We start from the raw sequence: 16699 nt of genomic DNA, 5'->3' as shown, positions 1-16699 counted from the left end.
GCAAAGAACATACACGCGGCGGTGTCGTCCAATGCTCACGAGTCCCCACCCACGAAAAGGTGCCAACCATGCGCAAGACGACTTCCCTCGGTTTCATCCTGGCCTCGGCCCTGGCCCTCACCGGTGCAGCCTATGCCGCCACCGGCGACCACGACGGCCGCCACTTCGGTGGTCACGGTCACCGCGGCCATCACGGCATGCACGAGGCGTTCGCCAAGCTCAACCTCACCGACGCGCAGAAGGCCAGCATCAAGCAGATCACCCAGGCCACCCGCGCGCAGAACAAGGACCAGTGGCAGGCCCTGCGCACGCAGCGCCAGGCGTTCGAGCAGATGACGCCGGACCAGGTCGGCTACCAGGCAGCGGCCGCCCGCCTGGCGCAGGCCGAAGGCCAGGCCACCCAGGCCCGCATCGAGCAGCACGCCAAGCTGGAGGCGCAGATCTACGCCGTGCTGACCCCGGCGCAGAAGGCCCAGCTGGCCACCTTGCGCAGCCAGCGCGAGGCCCGCCGCGAGCAGTGGAAGGAGTTCCAGCAGAGCCATCCGGCGCCCGCGACCAGCTCGGCGCAGTAACACCCGCCGCGGCGGAGGGACCTGCCGCTCACCCGGGGGCGTCGGTGCAAGCCGGCGCCCTTTCCTTGTCTTCGCGAGCCCGATGGGACAAACGCCTCGTCCACGTGCGCGGCGTCAGGGCTCCACCACGCGCACGCGCTGGCCGTCGGCCAGCCGATCGTCGGGATAGGCCACCACCTGGTCGCCCTCGCGCAGGCCGGCGGCGATCGCCATCGCACCATCACCCTCGGTCCCCGGCGTCACGACAACGAGGTGCGCGCGCCCGCCTTCCACGCGATAGACCGCCCAGCGGCGGCCGTCGCGGAACAGCGCGCTCGAAGCCACCTGCAGCACGTCCGCCTGGCGCGCCACCTCGAACTGCACCTCCACGCGGAAGTCGTCGCCGAGCGCGGCCCACTGCGCGGGCGGCGAGGTGATGTCGAGCCACACTTCGGTGCGCTGTTCCTCCACGCCGAGCGCGGAGATCTTGGTGAAGGCGCCGGGCTCGATCCGGGCGACGCGGGCGTCCAGCGGCGCATCGCCGCCCCAGCGCAGGATCCGCGCCGGCGTGCCCGGATGCAGCCGCAACGCCTGCTGCGACAGCGCCTGCACCATCACCTGCAGCGTGCGCAGATCGCCCACCTGCAGCAGCGGCTGGCCGGCGGCGACGGCCACCGCGCTTTCCTGATGACGACGCAGCAGCACACCGTCGATCGGCGAGCGCAGCGCGACGGCATGACCGCCCGCGCGCCCCTGCCCCTGCAGCAGCGCCAGTAGCGCCGCATGCTGTTGCGCCGCGGCCTGCTGCTCGGCGGCCGCGGCCGCCGCCATCGCCTGCGCGCGATCCACACGCGCTTCGGCCTCGTCCAGCGCGGCCACGCTCACCACGCCGCCGGCGCCGAGCGTGCGCATGCGCGCCACGTCGCGTTGCGCCAGCGCGGCATCGCTGCGCGCGGCGGCCTGGCGCTGCGCTGCCGCCTGCCGAGCCGCCGCGGCGGCCTGCGCCTCGGCTTCCAGTCGCACGCGGTTGGCCGGATCGATCAGCGCGGCCGGCAGCGGCTCGATCACCGCCAACACCTGACCGACATGCACCGGCGAGCCGGGCAGCAGGTCGATGCGCTGCAGCGTGCCGGCGATCGGCGCGGAGAGCACCCAGCGCCGTGGCAGCCGGGTGCGGCCTTCCTCCTCGAAACGCTGCACCAGCGGGCCGCGCGTGACGCGCGCCAGCTCCACCGGCCGCGGCGACGCCTGCAACGCCCACCACGCCACCGCGGCGAGCGCGGCGCAGGCAACGATAGTGGCGACGGCGAGATGGGAGCGTTTCACGGGCAGGCCTCACTCACGGGTCTTGAGCACGGCGATCATGTCCAGCCGCGCGATGCGCCGGCGCACCAGCAGCGCCGAGAACACGCTGGCGCCCAGCACGGTGAGCCCGGCGAACGCGTAGGTGGCGGTGGTCAGCCGCACCGGCACGCGGAACAGCTCGGACTGGAAGCCCTGCACCATCAGCCAGCACAGCCCCCAGCCTGCCGCAAAACCGAACGGCAGCGACAGCAGCACCAGTACGCCGAGCTCGCCCAGCAGCAGCGCGCTCACCTCGCCCTCGGTCATGCCCAGCACGCGCAGGCTGGCCAGTTCGCGGCCGCGTTCGGACAGGCTGATGCGCGCGGCGTTGTAGACCAGCCCCACGTTGATCAGCGCGCCGAGCAGCGCGGCGATCCAGGTGAACGCGCGCATGCTCTCGGCCATGGTGGCGTAGAAGCTGCGGATGCCGGCGCGGCGCGCACTGACGCCCGCCACCCACGGCCGCCGATCCAGCCGCGCATACAGCGCGGGCTCCGTCCCCGGGGTCACGCCGAGCAGCACGCCGGAGATCACGTCGCCGTCGCCCAGCGCGCGGTTCAGCGCATCCAGCGCCATGTAACCCTGCGCGCCGATCGGCTCGGGCACGAAGCCGGCGACGCGCAGCTCGCGATGGCGACGATGGCCGTCCAGCGCCTGCACCTGCACGGTGTCGCCCGGTGCCAGGGCGAGGCGGTCGCGCAGGTAGTCGGTGAGCAGCACGCCGTCGCCGCGCGGCACCAGCGGGCGCAGCTGCGTGTCGCGCGGGCGACTGAGCACCGCATCGGGCGGCAGGCCCTCGATCACCGTGCGATAGCGACGCGCGCCGTGCACCAGCTGCACCGGCACGATGCGCACCGGCTCGGCCACGCGCACACCCGGCAACGCGGCCAGCTCGAACAGCGCCGCGCGCGAGGCCGGCTCGATGAAGGTGACACTGAGATCCTGATGCTGCGCCAGGCTCAGCTGGGTATCGACCATGTAGTCGATGGCATCGCCCTGGAAACGTCCCACCGCCATCACCGCGGAGGCCAGCGCCAGCCCGGTCACGGTAGCGAACGCGCGCCACGGACGACGCGCCAGGTCGCGCAGCGCAATGCGCGAGGACGGCGACAGCCAGCGCTGCACGCCCAGCCGCTCCACCAGCGCGGGCCCGAACCGCGGCGGCGACGGCGGGCGCATCGCCTCGGCCGGCGGCAGCCGCGCCGCCGCACGCAGCGCCATCAGCGCGCCGCCCGCCGCAGCGGACAGGCTCACCGCCAACGCCACCGTCACTGCGCGCCCGTCCAGTGCATAGGCGAGAAACGGAAAGCGGTAGATGCCCTGGTAGACATGCGCCAGCCAGCTCCCCAGCAACGCGCCGCCACCGATGCCCAGCAAAGCCCCGCCCAGCGCGATGACGCTGGCGATAGACAAGTAATGCAGGGCAAGGCGGTAATCGGGATAGCCGAACGCCTTGAGCACGCCGATCTGCTCGCGCTGCGTGCCGATCAGGCGCATCAGCACCACGTGCAGCAGGAACGCCGCCACGCCGAGGAAGATCGCCGGGAACAGCCGCGCCATGGTGCGCAGCTGGCGCATCTCCTCTTCCAGATAGCGTGCCGAGGTCTGCTCGTGCCGGCCGTACGCGCCGACGCCGCCGTAGCGTGCGAGCAGCGCATCCAGCGCCGTGATGGTGGGCGCCGCCGACACGCCGCCGGCCAGTTGCAGCACCACGTTGTTGAAGGCGCCGTCCATGCCCAACGCCTTCTCCATCGCGTGGCGGTTCATCCACAGCACGACGAAGCGCTTGAAGTCGGGAAACACCGCGCCGGGCGGGCTCTGGTAGACATACTCCGGCGAGCTTCCGATGCCGACCACGCGCAGCGCGCGCTGGCGTCCGCGCAGGGTCAGTTGCACGCGGTCGCCCACGCGCAGCGCATGCGCCGAGGCGAACGCCTCGCCCACCACCACCTCGTTGTCCGTATCCGGCGACGGCAGCCGGCCGCTGCGCAGCTGCACGCGATTCAGGCGCGGCTGCCCGCCTTCGATCGGCAGCGACACCACCTCGGCCCGCACCGGCTCACCGAAGCCGGGCAGCGCGAGCGTGCCCGGCGCCAACAGGCGCGTCTGCACCGCCTGCACACCGGGGATCGCCGCCAGCCGCGGCGTCAATGTGTCGGGCGCGCGCACCAGCGGCGCCCACAGGTCGGCCAGCGCGCCCTCGCGATAGAACTGCGCGCGCGTGGTCATCAGCGAGGCGTAGGTGGACTGCGACATCACCAGCGTGGCGACGCCACCGGCGATCACCAGCGCGATCGCCAGCGCCTGTCCGCGCAGGTGCCACAGATCGCGCCGCGCCTTGCGGGTGAGCGCGCTCACCAGCTCAGCTCCCGCGCCGGGACCCGTTTGGCCGGGCGCTCCTCGCGCACGATGCGGCCGTCGCCCAGCACCAGCACGCGATCGGCCATGCGCGCGATGTCGACGTTGTGGGTGATCACCACGGTGGTGGTGCCGAGCTCCGCGTTGACGCGTTCCAGCGCCTCGAGCACGCGCACGCCGGTGGCCGAATCGAGCGCGCCGGTGGGTTCGTCGCACAGCAGCACCGCGGGTCGCTTGGCGATGGCGCGGGCGATCGCCACGCGCTGCTGCTGGCCGCCGGAGAGCTGGGCGGGAAAGTGGTCCATGCGATCGGCCAGGTCGACGCGCGCAAGCGCCTCCTCCGGCGTCATCGGATCGTCGGCCAGCTCGGTGACGATGGCGACGTTCTCGCGTGCGGTGAGGCTGGGGATCAGGTTGTAGAACTGGAACACGAAGCCCACGTGCTCGCGCCGGAACTGGGTGAGCTCGCGCGAGGTGGCACCGGTGAGATGGTGGCCCTCGTACCAGACTTCGCCGCCGCTGGGCGCATCGAGCCCCCCGAGAATGTTCAGCAGCGTGGACTTGCCGCTGCCCGAAGGGCCGAGCAGCACCACGAACTCGCCGCGAAACAGATCCAGGTCCACCCCGCGCAGCGCGGCCACCTCGACCTCGCCCATGCGGTAGGTCTTGGTGAGTCCACGTGCGCGAAACACCGGGCTCGCTGTTTCCGCGGGACGGGCCGAAACCATCCGTGTGCCTGCTTCACAACGCCGCGCCGTGGCGGCGGTGAGCTCACGCTAGCGGGGCGGGCCACCCCACCGCATGACTTGGCGCAAGTCCCGCGGCGATCGAAAGTGCCGGTTTCAGCGATGGCGCCAGTGGCCTTCGACCCAGACATGCGGCCGCGCCCAGTAGCCCGGAACCCACACGCGGGCGTGGCCGTGCGCGGGTACCACGACGCAACCGGCAAGCGAGCCCAGGCCGCCGATCAGGGCGGCGGCGAGAAGAAGACGGGAGCAGCGGAACATGGCGGGAATCCTTGCGGGGTGGTGCTGCAGGAAACGCCGCGCGCGATGTCCGGCTGACCGCGCCCGGGAACGCGTTCAGAACGCAGACAGCGAAGCGGCTCAGCCCCGCGCGAGCCGCTCGACCACCCGGCGATAGCGCGCCGCGATGCGCGCCTCGTCGTGATGGTGGAAGTCGCGTACCACCCAGCGACCGCCGCACATCACGTGGCGTACCAGCGGCGCATTGCCGGCGAACAGGAAGCTGTCCATCGCCGAGATCGCGTCGCGCGCGGCGAGCAGCGGCGCTTCGTCGTCCAGCACCAGCAGGTCGGCGCGCTTTCCGGCCTCCAGCGCACCGATGGGCAGGCCGGCAGCCTGCGCACCACCGTGCAGGGCGGCCGACCACAGGGTCTCGCCGACGCTCTCGCCTGCCCCGCGCGCGGCGATGTTGCGATGGCGCGTCAGCAGGCGCTGGCCGTATTCGAGCCAGCGCAGTTCCTCCACCGGCGACACCGAGATGTGCGAGTCCGAGCCAACGCCGAGCGTGCCGCCGGCATCGAGGTAATCGGCCAGCGGAAACAGGCCGTCGCCCAAGTTCGCCTCGGTGGTCGGACACAAGCCCGCAACAGCGCCGCTGCGTGCGAGCCGCGAGGTTTCGTGGCCGGTGAGATGGGTGGCGTGGACCAGGCACCAGCGCGCGTCCACCTCGGCGTGATCGAGCAGCCACTCCACCGGCCGCGCACCGCGCACGGCGAGGCAGTCCTGCACTTCGCCGAGCTGCTCGGCGATGTGGATGTGGATCGGGCCGGTCTGCGCCGCGCCGATGGCCAGCAGCGTGCGCATGGCGACTTCCGGCACCGCGCGCAGCGAATGCAGTGCGATGCCCACGCGCAGGTCGGCCGACTCGTGCGCGCGCAGCGCGTCGAGCAGGCGCACGTAGTCGGAGACTTCCGCATGGCCGAAGCGGCGCTGTCGTGGCGCCAGCGCGCGGCCGTCGAAGCCGCCGGTCATGTACAGCACCGGCAGCAAGGTGAGTGCGATGCCGGCTTCCTTCGCCGCCTCGATCAGCGCCAGCGACATCGCCTCGCGCTGCGCATACGGCGTGCCGTCCGGCTGGTGATGCACGTAGTGGAATTCGCACACCTGCGTGTAGCCGGCCTTGAGCATCTCCACGTAGAGCTGCGCGGCGATCGCCTGCAGCGACTCGGGATCGAGCGCGGCGGCGAAGCCGTACATCGCCTCGCGCCAGGTCCAGAAGCTGTCGCTGCCGGGACCGCGCCGCTCGGCCAACCCGGCCATGGCGCGCTGGAACGCGTGCGAATGCAGGTTGGGCATACCCGGCAGCACCCAGCGGCCGAGCGCTTCGCCGGCATCGGCGGCGGCCGGTGCGAGGCGTCCGTCGACGTCCACCGCCAGGTGCAGATCGGCCTGCCAGGCACTGCCCTGCCAGCCGTGGGTGGCGTGGAAAAAGCGCTGCGATGGAGGCTGCGTCATGGGCGTTTCCCGGCAAAGGCGTTGAGTGTAATGGCCGCATCGCGACTCGGCTTTTACGGCGCTGCGGCATAATGGGCGGATGGCCAAGAAAAACCCCGAGCACACGCCCAAGCTCCTGCTGCGGCAGGCCGTTCCCGCCGACGTGCCGCAGCTGGTGGATCTCACCGCTCGCGTCTACACCCCTGAATGGGGCCATTCGGCGGAAATGCTGCGCTCCCAGCAGACGCACTTTCCCGAAGGCCAGTTCGTTGTGGAGTACGAGGGGCGCATCGTGGGTTATTGCGCCACGTTCCGCATCGACGAGGCCACCGCGCTGGCGCCGCACACCTGGGCGCAGATCACCGGCGGGGGCATGGGCTCGCGGCACAAGCCCGACGGAGACTGGCTGTACGGCATGGAAGTGGTGGTGCATCCGGATTTCCGCGGCATGCGCATCGGCCAGCGGCTGTACCAGGCGCGCAAGCGGCTGTGCACCGACCTCAAGCTGCGCGGCATCGTGTTCGGCGGGCGCATTCCCGGGCTGGCGAAGAACATCCAGCGCTACGGCAGCGCCGAGGCCTACGTGCAGGCGGTGATCGAGGGCAAGCGCCGCGACCTCACGCTGAGCTTCCAGCTCAACAACGACTTCGAGATGATCGGCCTGCTGCGCGCGTACGTGCCGTCGGACTACGACTCGCTCGGCTACGCCGTGCACCTGGTGTGGCGCAACCCGCAGCTGCACGATCACCCGGACACGCCGTCGATCACCTCGCACCAGAACCTGCCCGACTCGGTGCGCGTGGCGTCGGTGCAGTACCAGCAGCGGCGGATCAAGTCGTTCGAGGAGTTCGCCACCCAGGTGGAGTACTTCACCGATATCGCCGCCGACTACAGCGCCGACTTCGTCACCTTTCCCGAGCTGATCACGCTGCAGTTGCTGTCGATCGAGAACGAGGAGCTCTCGCCGGTCGAGTCGATCCGCAAGCTGAGCCAGTACACGCCGCAGGTGAAGGCGCTCTTCAGCAACCTGGCAGTGCGCTACAACATCAACATCATCGGCGGCTCGCATCCCACCGAGCAGCCCAACGGCGACATCCACAACGTCTGCTACGTGTGCCTGCGCGACGGCTCGATCCACGAGCGCGAGAAACTGCACCCCACGCCGAGCGAGCGCAACGTGTGGAACGTCACCGGCGGCGACAGCGCCGCGACGATCCAGACCGACTGCGGCCCGATCGGCGTGATGATCTGCTATGACTCCGAATTCCCGGAGGTGGCGCGCCACCTCACCGACCAGGGCGCGCTGATCCTGTTCGTGCCGTTCTGCACCGACGTGCGCGAGGGCTACCTGCGCGTGCGTTACTGCTCGCAGGCGCGCGCCATCGAGAACCAGTGCTACGTGGTGCTCTCGGGCAACGTGGGCAACCTGCCCGGCGTGAACAACTTCGACATCCAGTACGGCCAGAGCTGCATCCTCACGCCCAGCGACTTCCCGTTCGCGCGCGACGGCATCGCCGCCGATTCCACGCCGAACATCGAGACGGTGCTGTTCGCCGACCTGCGGCTGGAGAGCTTGGCCCGTGCACGCAACGCCGGTGCCGTGCAGAACCTCAAGGACCGCCGCTTCGACCTGTACCAGACGCGCTGGCAACCGCTGCCGCCGCGCTGACCGCCCCCATCACTCCCTGCCGATTTTGGTGCAATGACCGATCAACAACCGCCCGCGCCCCCATCGTCCAATCCGCGCCTGCAGGCGCTGCTGGGCCACGAATTCTTCGCTCCGGCCCAATGGAAACGTCGACTGGCGCTGTGGATCGGCGCGATCCTGGTGGCGCTGGCGGCGATCGTGTTCGCCAAGGCGAGCGACTGGTCGTTCCACCTGTTCCAGTTGATGCTGAGCTATGGGGCGTGGATCCCGCTGATCGTCACGCCGATCGTGTTCGCCCTGCTTGCCTGGGTCACCGAAGGCAGGCTGCGCGCGACCCGCGGCAGCGGTATTCCGCAGGTGATCGGCACGCTGCACATTGAGGACGAGGGCTTTCGCGCGCGCATGCTCGCGCTGCCCATCGCAGTGGGCAAGATGGTGCTGACCCTGATCGCGCTGGGAGTCGGCGCCTCGATCGGCCGCGAGGGCCCCACCGTGCACGTGGGCGCGGGACTGTTCTACACGCTGGGTCGGCGCTTTGGCTTCACCGACCCCAAGGCCGCCTCGCGCTTCATCCTGGCCGGCGGCGCGGCGGGTATCGCGGCCGCGTTCAACACGCCGCTGGCCGGCGTGGTGTTCGCGATCGAGGAGCTGGCCGGCACGTTCGAGCACCGCTTCAGCGGCCTGTTGCTGACGGCGGTGATCGTCGGCGGCGTGGTCTCGCTGGGCATCATGGGCAACTACGCCTACTTCGGCGAAGTGGAGGCCAGCCTGCCACTGGGCCACTCGTGGCTGGCGGTGCTGCTGACCGGCGTGATCTGCGGCCTGGCCGGCGGCCTGTTCGCCCGGCTGATCCTGCTCAGCCGGCGCGGCCCGCTGGCGCAGATCGGCCGCCTTCGCTCGCGTGCGCCGGTGCTGTTCGCTGCCGGCTGCGGCCTGGCCCTGGCGCTGCTCGGCCTGCTCACCCACAACAACATCTACGGCACCGGCTACGACCAGGCGCGTGCGTTCGTGCAGGAAGCCGCGGTGACGCCGGGCCAGGGCTTCGGCATCGCCAAGCTGCTGGCGAACGTGGTGTCTTACTGGGCGGGCATCCCTGGCGGCATCTTCTCGCCGGCGCTGGCCGTGGGCGCGGGCATCGGCCACAACATCGCGAGCTTCCTCCCGGGCGTGCCGGCCGGCGCGGTGGTGCTGCTGGGCATGAGCGCCTACCTCTCGGGCGTCACCGGTGCACCGCTGACCTCGGCGGTGATCGCGATGGAGCTGACCGACAACCAGGAGATGGTGATCCCGATCATGGCCGCCTGCCTGCTGGCGCGCGCCGCCGCCTCGCTGTTCTGCCCGACCCCGGTCTACAAGGACTTCGCCGAACGCATGGTGCAGGACTTCGAGCGCCAGCAGGCCGCGGCCCAGGCCAAGGCGGCGCCGGCAGATGCGCCATCGTCACGACCGACCGCCGCGCCGGACGACCTCGAGGTCGTCGAGCCGGCGCCGTCCGGCAAGACCAGTGCCTACGGAGAGCAGGCGGATCTGCCCGGCAGCACCTCCTCGGATCCTTCCTGAGTCGAACACAGGCAGCTGCCAATGAGTGAACCGCGCTGGGATGTGCTGATGACCGGGGCCACGCTGGCCACGTTCGCGTCGGACGCACCGTTCGGGCTGGTCCGCGACGGTGCCCTGGCGATACGTGACGGATGCATCGCCTGGGTCGGCGCCCGCTCCGAACTGCCGGAGAGCCCCGGCGCACTTGCTCGCGAGGTGATCGACCTCGACGGGCGCCTGGTGACCCCGGCCTTGATCGACTGCCACACGCACCTGGTGTTCGGCGGCAACCGCGCGCACGAATTCGACCTGCGCCTCAACGGCGCCAGCTACGCGCAGATTGCGCAAGCCGGCGGCGGCATCGTATCCACGGTCGCCGCTACCCGCGCAGCCGACGAGGAGCAGTTGCTCGCCGCGGCCACCGCGCGCGCCAAGGCACTGCTCGCCGATGGCGTGACCACGCTGGAGATCAAGTCCGGCTACGGCCTCACGCTGGACGACGAGCGCAAGATGCTGCGCGTGGCGCGCCGCGTCGGTGCCACGCTGGGCGTCACCGTGCGCACCACGTTCCTGGGCCTGCATGCGCTGCCGCCGGAATACCGCGATCGGCGCGACGCGTACGTCGATGCCGTGTGCGATGCCTGGCTCCCTGCGCTGGCGAGCGAGGGGCTGGTCGACGCGGTGGATGCGTTCTGCGAAGGGATCGGCTTCACGCCGGCCGAGACGCAGCGCCTGTTCGAACGCGCCCGCGCGCTCGGCCTGCCGGTGAAGCTGCACGCCGAGCAGCTGTCCGACCAGGGCGGCGCCGCGCTGGTGGCGCGCTACGGCGGGTTGTCGGCCGATCACCTGGAATACCTCGACGCCACCGGCGTGGCCGCCATGGCCGCGGCCGGCACCGTGGCGGTGCTGCTGCCCGGTGCGTTCTACGCGCTACGCGAGACCCGGCTGCCGCCGATCGACGCCCTGCGCGCCGCCGGCGTGCCGATGGCGGTGGCGACGGACTGCAACCCCGGCACCTCGCCGCTGCTGTCACTGCGCCTGGCCGTCGGCATGGCGTGCACGCTGTTCCGGCTGACGCCGGAGGAAGCACTGCGCGGCGTGACCGTGCATGCCGCCCGCGCGCTCGGCCTGTCCGACCGCGGCACGCTGGCGGTGGGCCAACGCGCCGACCTGGCGGTGTGGAACGTCAGCGACCCGGCCGAGCTGTGCTACTGGATCGGCGGCGCGCTGCTGCGCCAGAGCTATGTGGCAGGTCGCGCGCTGCACTGAAGGCCGCCCGTGCACGGTCCGCGCCGGCAACTTGATCGGATCCGTCAGCGGCCATCGCTGCGAATGACCAGGCAGGTGCCCGGGCGCTGCGGACAGGCCTCGACCTGGTGGATCTCGCTCAACGGCAACCCCAGTCGCCAGGCCAGGCCGTACGGACCCATCGCGTAGAAGCGATGCTCGTCCTGCACCTGCACCCACAAGGGCGGGGTGATCGGCCGTTGTTCGAGCTGGCGGAACGTCGCTTCAGCCCACCTCGCTCGACCGATCAATCCCGGATGGTCCAGGTGCCGGGTGCCGGCCACCGCCAGCCAGCCGGAGCACCCCAGCAGCAGCGCCGCGACCAGCACCGTGCGGCGCCCATCGAGCAGGCGCGCCAGCACGATGACCGGCAGCATCGACGCCACCGCCGCGTAGTAGGCGTAGCTGTTCCAGCTCAACGGAAAGTACGGCGCATAGGCGACGACGGGGAACGCCAGCGCGAGCAGCCACTGCCGCGGTTGCAGCCGCGCGATCCCGCCGCGCAGCGCGAGAAACCAGACTGCGGCGACCGGGATCGCCACCGCGGCGATCCAGCCCAGCGCGGGCAGCAGCTGACCGGCGGCCAGCATGCGCAGCGCCTCGCGGGGCACGTTGAACAACCACGCCACCAGCGACACCGCGTTGCGGACCAGGTTGATGCCAAAGGCATACGAATACTGCGCCGCCGGAGGCGCAGTGACCTGGGTGCGCAACGCCAGCCAGATCGCCGCGATCACGACACATGCAGCCAGCGTCGCGACGTGCCCGCGCCGCCATCCCGCGCGGGCGAACAGCATGAAACCCGCCATCAGCAGCGGCGTGAGCACCGCCGACTCCTTGCTCAGCAGCGCCAGCACGAACAACGCAGGAACGGCTGCCAGGAGCATCAAACGGGAGGTCCGCGTGGCCGCCACACAAGCCGCCATCCACGCGGCCAGGATCAAGCCGGTGAACATCACGAGGATCGAACTGTTGACGGCAGCGACCCAGTGGACCGGCAACGCGTTCAGGGCGAGCACGCCATAAAGCGCCCCCGCCAGCACGCCCACCCGGCCCGGCCGCGGCCAGTCCGAGGCACGCGTCAGCGCGGCACCGGCGAGGCCGACGGCCGCGGCGGCCATCAGATGCAACGTGAGCGCGGCCGCATGTGCGACGCGCGCATTGGACACCATCGCGCCCTCGACGATGCGCCACCAAGCCTCCTGCGACAGCGGGCGCCAGAACTGCAGAGGCTGGGTTGGCCAGAACGTCTGCCACCACGACTGCCCGACCTGGTTGGCCAGCCGGGCGCCGTAGAGATAGACGTAGTCATCGCCCCAGAAGGGCGTCCAGATCGCCGGAATCCAGATCGCCGCCGCGCATGCGAGCAGCAGCGCGACGGCCACGGTATGGGCGGGAATCCGCCCGGCACGATCGATCTTCATCGGTTGCTCCCCTTCAGTGCCTGCATCCCTGCCGGCCACCGGTGTTTCGCCACGCCGCCCCGGCGATCCGTCGCCTTAAACAAAAAACCCCGCACCAGGCGGGGTCTTTCGCGTTCCACCGAGCCGAGGGCTCAGGCGGACTTCTTCTTCGGCGCAGCCTTCTTGGCAGCCGCCGGCTTGGTCACCGTGGGCTTGCCGCCGGCCACTGCCGGCACGGCGCCATGAGCGCGGCTGTTGCCGTAGCTGGCGCGGTTGATCTTGCCGCGACGGGTCTTGCGATCGCCCTTACCCATGGGAACTCCTTCAAATGCGTGTGATTGCGAAAAACAGTCCACCATCGTAGCAGCGGGCGCGCAAATCGCAAGCCGACGCCGTTCAGTGTGCGCAGTTGGGGCCATGCACGTGGTCGTACAGGCGATCGGCGCGCAGGTTGAGAAAGTGCGCAAACGCCAGCAGCAGGCCACCGATGGTGACCATCACGCTGTGCAGCACGATCGAACCGCTCTCGGCCACCGTCACGCCGGCCAGCAGCAGGGCCAGGGCCGGCAGGGCAATCGTCAGTGGCTGCGCCACCCGGTGGCGGCGGTACCCGCGCCCGAGACTGAACAAGGCCAGCGCGCAGGCGAACATCACGAAAATCCGCTCGAACGTGTGACTGGCCAGGAATTCCAGCCCGATGAACGGCAGCAACGTAAGCACGAAGGGAAGCAGCGCGCAGTGGATGGCGCACAAAAACGAGGCCGCGGTGCCGATGCGATCGGCCACGTGCCACCAGAACGACTTGCCGGAAGATTCGGAATCCATGGGTCACCCCATTCGTCGAGGCGGGTAAATACCTGCCCCCTCAGTCCACGATGTTACTTTATAACGCAAAGAGATGCCAACGCACCATCCGAGGCCACGGAACCCCGGATCACCCCTTGCTGCAGTTCTTGCAGACGCCGTGCACTTCCAGCGTCTGCGCCTGCGGGCGGAAGCCGAAGCTCTCGGCCTGCGACTCGATCAGCGCCGCGACCCGCGCATCGCACACTTCCTGCGCGCTGGAGCAGACGTCGCAGATCAGGAACGGCACCTGGTGCGCTTCGGCCGGGTGATGGCAGGACACGAAGGCGTTGATCGACTCGAGCTTGTGGATGAAGCCCTGTTCGAGCAGGAAATCCAGCGCGCGATAAACGGTGGGCGGGGCTGCGTTGCCGTGGCGTTCGCGCAGTTGGTCCAGCAGGTCGTAGGCCTTCACCGGCTTGCCGGCAGCGGCAACCAGCTCCAGCACTTCCTTGCGCAGCGGCGTGAGGCGCAGACCACGCTCCTCGCTGGCGTGCGACACCGCGTCGACGAACCCTTGCGGGTCGCCTTCGTGATGCGTGTGGAACTTGCCGGTCGCCTGCTTGCTCAATGGAACTTGCTCAATGGAATCGCCTCGTTGCGCATCATACATCGGGGTGCCGAAGCTACCCGGTGAAGCCGGATATGGGGGCCATTGCACGAAGCGGAAGCCTCAACGCCAGCCCGCGCTAACGACGGTGCCGCGACGATGGCGGCAGCGGCGGCGGCACGCCTTTTCCCGCGCGCGGCATCCACAGCACCACCAGCCAGCCGATCGGCCCCAGCGCCAGCGCCCACAGCACGCCGGCACGGGTGTGTCCGCGCCACCAGCCGAGCCCCGCGCCCACGGCCACGAAGAACACGCTCCACAGCGTCAGTGCGGTCCACGGCACCAGCGCCATCAGGTTGGCGAACACCTGCCAGAACGCGCCCGGGGCGTCCGGGTCGACGCCCTGCAACGCCTTGCTCAGCAGCTCATCCATGCCGATCGCCGGAGCGCGGTGGCATGGGGAGCGGGATCATCCGTGCGCCCGTGCGAGAGCATCGTCGATGCGCTGCAAAGCCACGTCCCGCCCGGCCAGATAGATGGTGTGGTCGATCGACGGCGACACCTGGGTGCCGGTCATCGCCACGCGCAGCGGTTGAGCGATCTTGCCCATGCCCAGCTCCAGTTTCGCCGCGACCTGCTCGATCACCGCGTGGATCGGCTCGGGCTTCCACTCGCAACCGGCCAGCAGCACCCTTGCCTCGCTGAGCACGGCCACCGCGCTGTCGTTCTTCAGGTGCTTGGCGACGGCCTTCTCGTCCCACTCGACGATGGGGCCGAACCAGATCGCCGCGCGCTCGGCCATTTCCTTGAGCGTCTGCACGCGGTCGCGCAGCGCCACGATCAGGTCGGCCGGCACCGGCCCCTTGCTCAGGTCGTAGCCCGCGCGCTGCAGGTGCCACTCGAACTCCGGCGCGATCGCCGCCGGATCGTCAGTCTTGAGGTAGTGCTGGTTTAGCCAGGCGAGCTTCTCGGTATCGAAGCGCGAGGCCGCCTTGTTGACGTCGGAGATGTCGAACAGCTTGACCATTTCCTCGCGCGAAAAGATTTCCTGATCGCCGTGCGACCAGCCCAGCCGCACCAGGTAGTTGAGCAGCGCGTGCGGCAGAAAGCCGTCGGCGCGGTACTCCATGACGCTCACCGAATTGGTGCGCTTGGAGAGCTTCTTGCCCTCCTTGTCCAGGATCATCGGCAGGTGTGCGAACTCCGGCACCGGCGCGCCCAGCGCGTGGTAGATGTTGATCTGCCGCGGCGTGTTGTTGACGTGGTCGTCGCCGCGGATCACCTCGGTGATACCCATGTCGATGTCGTCGACCACCACCGCGAAGTTGTAGGTGGGCCAGCCGTCGGAACGGAAGATCACCAGGTCGTCCAGCTCGCTGTTGGCGATCTCGATGCGGCCCTTGACCTTGTCCTCGAACACTACCGAACCTTCGGCGGGATTCCTGAAGCGGATCACCCGGTTCGGATCGTCGCGGCGGGGCTCGTTGCGGTCGCGGTAATAGCCGTTGTAGCGGGGCTTCTCGCCGGCGGCCATGGCCGCCTCGCGCATGGCTTCGATCTCCTCCTTGCTCTCGTAGGCGTAGTACGCCTTGCCCTCGGCCACGAGGCGATCGGCCACTTCCTGATAACGCGCGAGGCGATGGGTCTGGTAGACCGGCGGCGCGTCGGCATCGAGGTCCAACCAGTGCATGGCGTCGAGGATGGCCTGGACGGCCGCGTCGGTGGACCGCTCGCGATCGGTGTCCTCGATGCGCAGCACGAACTCGCCACCGCGGCGACGCGCCTCCAGCCAGCAATACAACGCGGTGCGCGCGCCGCCGATATGCAGGAAGCCGGTGGGGCTGGGAGCGAAGCGGGTGCGAACGGTCATGGGATACTGGCTGCATGCAAAAAGGAATCGCGCATTTTAGACCATCCGGCCATGCGCGCCCGGCGCTGTCGGCCGCCGTCGCGCTGGCCATGGCGCTGTTCGCCGCAGGCGCGCACGGACAGACGCACAACCCCGGCTACGACCGGCCCGGACTGGGTTTCACCCCCGCCGTGCTCGACCCCGGCGACCTCACGGTGGAACAAGGCCTGCCGGACGCCAGCCTGGATACCGCCGATGGCGTGACCTCGCGCCAGCTCAGCGCCGACACGCTGGTGCGCCTGGGTGTGGGCGGACCGTTCGAGCTGCAGCTGGCCAGCTCGCCGTGGAACCGTCTGGCAACCTGGGGCACGTCGCGAGGCGTCGTCCAAGGCCGCGGCAGCAGCAGCCTCGGCGTGAAGTTCGCCCTGCCGGACCAGCCGGCCCCTCTTAGCTGGGGCCTGCTGGGCAGCGTCACCTTCACGGACGGCGATCCGGCGCTGCGCGCCGGGCGCCGTCAGTACCTGCTCGGTGCGCAGGGGAACTGGCAGATCACCGATCACCAGTCGATCGGCGCCTATGCCGAAGACGTGCGCGAAGGCAGCGCGGACAGCACCACGCTGGCGTTGAGCGACACCCTGGCGCTGACTCCGGCGTGGAGCGTGTATGTCGAAACGGCGAGCGTGCACGCCGCCGGTCACCGGCACGGCCTGCTTGGCGGGGGCGGACTGGCCTGGATGGCGACCCCGCGCGTGCAGCTGGATGCCGGCGTGGACCATCGCCTGCAGGGCGACGCGGACCGCTGGCTGGCCAACCTCGGCGTATCGATCTATTTCGGCCGCTGACGTGCTGCGCGGCTCGCCCTCACGGA

At 70.0% G+C, this 16699-nt stretch carries 16 protein-coding genes; 5 read left to right on the top strand and 11 right to left on the bottom strand.

Features of this window, described 5'->3' with window-relative positions:
- Positions 1–68: 68 nt before the first annotated feature.
- The gene (locus tag ISP17_RS14850; protein ID WP_404634544.1) at positions 69–572 is read left to right on the top strand and encodes a Spy/CpxP family protein refolding chaperone; all 504 of its coding nucleotides are present in this window, start codon (positions 69–71) and stop codon (positions 570–572) included.
- A gap of 114 nt (positions 573–686) precedes the next feature.
- On the opposite strand, the gene ISP17_RS14845 is transcribed toward ISP17_RS14850, so the two are convergent.
- The 5 genes from ISP17_RS14845 to ISP17_RS14825 all read right to left on the bottom strand — a co-directional run bounded on the left by ISP17_RS14845 (position 687) and on the right by ISP17_RS14825 (position 6733).
- Positions 687–1877 carry an efflux RND transporter periplasmic adaptor subunit gene (locus tag ISP17_RS14845; RefSeq protein ID WP_404634542.1) on the bottom strand — a complete coding sequence of 397 codons (1191 nt, stop codon included), beginning with the start codon at positions 1875–1877 and terminating at the stop codon, positions 687–689.
- A gap of 9 nt (positions 1878–1886) precedes the next feature.
- On the bottom strand, positions 1887–4253 hold the full coding sequence (locus ISP17_RS14840; protein WP_404634540.1) for an FtsX-like permease family protein: 2367 nt from the start codon (positions 4251–4253) through the stop codon (positions 1887–1889).
- The gene (locus ISP17_RS14835) at positions 4250–4945 is read right to left on the bottom strand and encodes an ABC transporter ATP-binding protein (protein WP_404634538.1); all 696 of its coding nucleotides are present in this window, start codon (positions 4943–4945) and stop codon (positions 4250–4252) included. Before ISP17_RS14835 ends, ISP17_RS14840 begins: the two co-directional genes overlap by 4 nt.
- A 150-nt stretch (positions 4946–5095) precedes the next feature.
- On the bottom strand, positions 5096–5260 hold the full coding sequence (locus ISP17_RS14830; protein WP_404634536.1) for a hypothetical protein: 165 nt from the start codon (positions 5258–5260) through the stop codon (positions 5096–5098).
- Positions 5261–5359: 99 nt separating this feature from the next.
- Positions 5360–6733 (bottom strand): formimidoylglutamate deiminase, encoded by a 1374-nt coding sequence (locus ISP17_RS14825; RefSeq protein ID WP_404634534.1) that lies wholly within the window; start codon positions 6731–6733, stop codon positions 5360–5362.
- A 79-nt stretch (positions 6734–6812) separates the two neighbouring features.
- On the opposite strand from ISP17_RS14825, the gene ISP17_RS14820 reads away from it, so the two are divergent.
- Genes ISP17_RS14820 through hutI form a run of 3 tightly spaced genes read left to right on the top strand, consistent with a single transcriptional unit; the run spans position 6813 to position 11168 of the window.
- Positions 6813–8381: a GNAT family N-acetyltransferase gene (locus ISP17_RS14820; RefSeq protein ID WP_404634532.1), complete on the top strand. Its 1569-nt coding sequence runs from the start codon at positions 6813–6815 to the stop codon at positions 8379–8381.
- A 33-nt stretch (positions 8382–8414) separates the two neighbouring features.
- Positions 8415–9920, top strand: coding sequence for a chloride channel protein (locus ISP17_RS14815; RefSeq protein WP_404634530.1), 1506 nt, complete (start codon positions 8415–8417; stop codon positions 9918–9920).
- A gap of 21 nt (positions 9921–9941) precedes the next feature.
- Positions 9942–11168: an imidazolonepropionase gene (gene hutI, locus ISP17_RS14810; protein WP_404634528.1), complete on the top strand. Its 1227-nt coding sequence runs from the start codon at positions 9942–9944 to the stop codon at positions 11166–11168.
- A gap of 44 nt (positions 11169–11212) precedes the next feature.
- Here the strand turns inward: hutI and ISP17_RS14805 are convergent, their stop codons facing one another.
- The 6 genes from ISP17_RS14805 to gltX all read right to left on the bottom strand — a co-directional run bounded on the left by ISP17_RS14805 (position 11213) and on the right by gltX (position 15852).
- On the bottom strand, positions 11213–12610 hold the full coding sequence (locus ISP17_RS14805) for a hypothetical protein (RefSeq protein WP_404634526.1): 1398 nt from the start codon (positions 12608–12610) through the stop codon (positions 11213–11215).
- A 131-nt stretch (positions 12611–12741) separates the two neighbouring features.
- Positions 12742–12903 (bottom strand): 30S ribosomal protein THX, encoded by a 162-nt coding sequence (locus tag ISP17_RS14800; protein ID WP_404634524.1) that lies wholly within the window; start codon positions 12901–12903, stop codon positions 12742–12744.
- Between the two features lie 82 nt (positions 12904–12985).
- Positions 12986–13414 (bottom strand): MerC domain-containing protein, encoded by a 429-nt coding sequence (locus ISP17_RS14795; protein WP_404634522.1) that lies wholly within the window; start codon positions 13412–13414, stop codon positions 12986–12988.
- A gap of 109 nt (positions 13415–13523) precedes the next feature.
- The gene (locus ISP17_RS14790; RefSeq protein ID WP_404634520.1) at positions 13524–14045 is read right to left on the bottom strand and encodes a transcriptional repressor; all 522 of its coding nucleotides are present in this window, start codon (positions 14043–14045) and stop codon (positions 13524–13526) included.
- A 76-nt stretch (positions 14046–14121) separates the two neighbouring features.
- Complete coding sequence (locus tag ISP17_RS14785) at positions 14122–14415, bottom strand: hypothetical protein (RefSeq protein WP_404634518.1); 294 nt, start codon at positions 14413–14415, stop codon at positions 14122–14124.
- Positions 14416–14451: 36 nt separating this feature from the next.
- Positions 14452–15852, bottom strand: coding sequence for a glutamate--tRNA ligase (gene gltX, locus ISP17_RS14780; RefSeq protein ID WP_404634516.1), 1401 nt, complete (start codon positions 15850–15852; stop codon positions 14452–14454).
- A 14-nt stretch (positions 15853–15866) separates the two neighbouring features.
- Between gltX and ISP17_RS14775 the strand changes: the two genes are divergently transcribed.
- Entirely contained in the window at positions 15867–16673 is an 807-nt protein-coding gene (locus tag ISP17_RS14775; RefSeq protein ID WP_404634514.1) for a transporter, read from the top strand.
- Positions 16674–16699 lie beyond the last annotated feature (26 nt).

Source organism: Dyella ginsengisoli (assembly GCF_044904665.1).
Taxonomy (GTDB): Bacteria; Pseudomonadota; Gammaproteobacteria; order Xanthomonadales; family Rhodanobacteraceae; genus Dyella_A; species Dyella_A ginsengisoli.
Note: the sequence above shows the minus strand (reverse complement) of the source record. Positions and strands in the feature narration are given on the sequence as shown.

What these genes read in the sequence shown, in the direction of transcription:
- ISP17_RS14850 (WP_404634544.1), top strand. Translation starts at nt 69, where the DNA reads ATGCGCAAGACGACTTCCCTCGGTTTCATCCTGGCCTCGGCCCTGGCC.
- ISP17_RS14830 (WP_404634536.1), bottom strand. Translation starts at nt 5,260, where the DNA reads ATGTTCCGCTGCTCCCGTCTTCTTCTCGCCGCCGCCCTGATCGGCGGC.
- ISP17_RS14825 (WP_404634534.1), bottom strand. Translation starts at nt 6,733, where the DNA reads ATGACGCAGCCTCCATCGCAGCGCTTTTTCCACGCCACCCACGGCTGG.
- ISP17_RS14820 (WP_404634532.1), top strand. Translation starts at nt 6,813, where the DNA reads ATGGCCAAGAAAAACCCCGAGCACACGCCCAAGCTCCTGCTGCGGCAG.
- ISP17_RS14815 (WP_404634530.1), top strand. Translation starts at nt 8,415, where the DNA reads ATGACCGATCAACAACCGCCCGCGCCCCCATCGTCCAATCCGCGCCTG.
- hutI (WP_404634528.1), top strand. Translation starts at nt 9,942, where the DNA reads ATGAGTGAACCGCGCTGGGATGTGCTGATGACCGGGGCCACGCTGGCC.
- ISP17_RS14805 (WP_404634526.1), bottom strand. Translation starts at nt 12,610, where the DNA reads ATGAAGATCGATCGTGCCGGGCGGATTCCCGCCCATACCGTGGCCGTC.
- ISP17_RS14800 (WP_404634524.1), bottom strand. Translation starts at nt 12,903, where the DNA reads ATGGGTAAGGGCGATCGCAAGACCCGTCGCGGCAAGATCAACCGCGCC.
- ISP17_RS14795 (WP_404634522.1), bottom strand. Translation starts at nt 13,414, where the DNA reads ATGGATTCCGAATCTTCCGGCAAGTCGTTCTGGTGGCACGTGGCCGAT.
- ISP17_RS14790 (WP_404634520.1), bottom strand. Translation starts at nt 14,045, where the DNA reads ATGTATGATGCGCAACGAGGCGATTCCATTGAGCAAGTTCCATTGAGC.
- ISP17_RS14785 (WP_404634518.1), bottom strand. Translation starts at nt 14,415, where the DNA reads ATGGATGAGCTGCTGAGCAAGGCGTTGCAGGGCGTCGACCCGGACGCC.
- gltX (WP_404634516.1), bottom strand. Translation starts at nt 15,852, where the DNA reads ATGACCGTTCGCACCCGCTTCGCTCCCAGCCCCACCGGCTTCCTGCAT.
- ISP17_RS14775 (WP_404634514.1), top strand. Translation starts at nt 15,867, where the DNA reads ATGCAAAAAGGAATCGCGCATTTTAGACCATCCGGCCATGCGCGCCCG.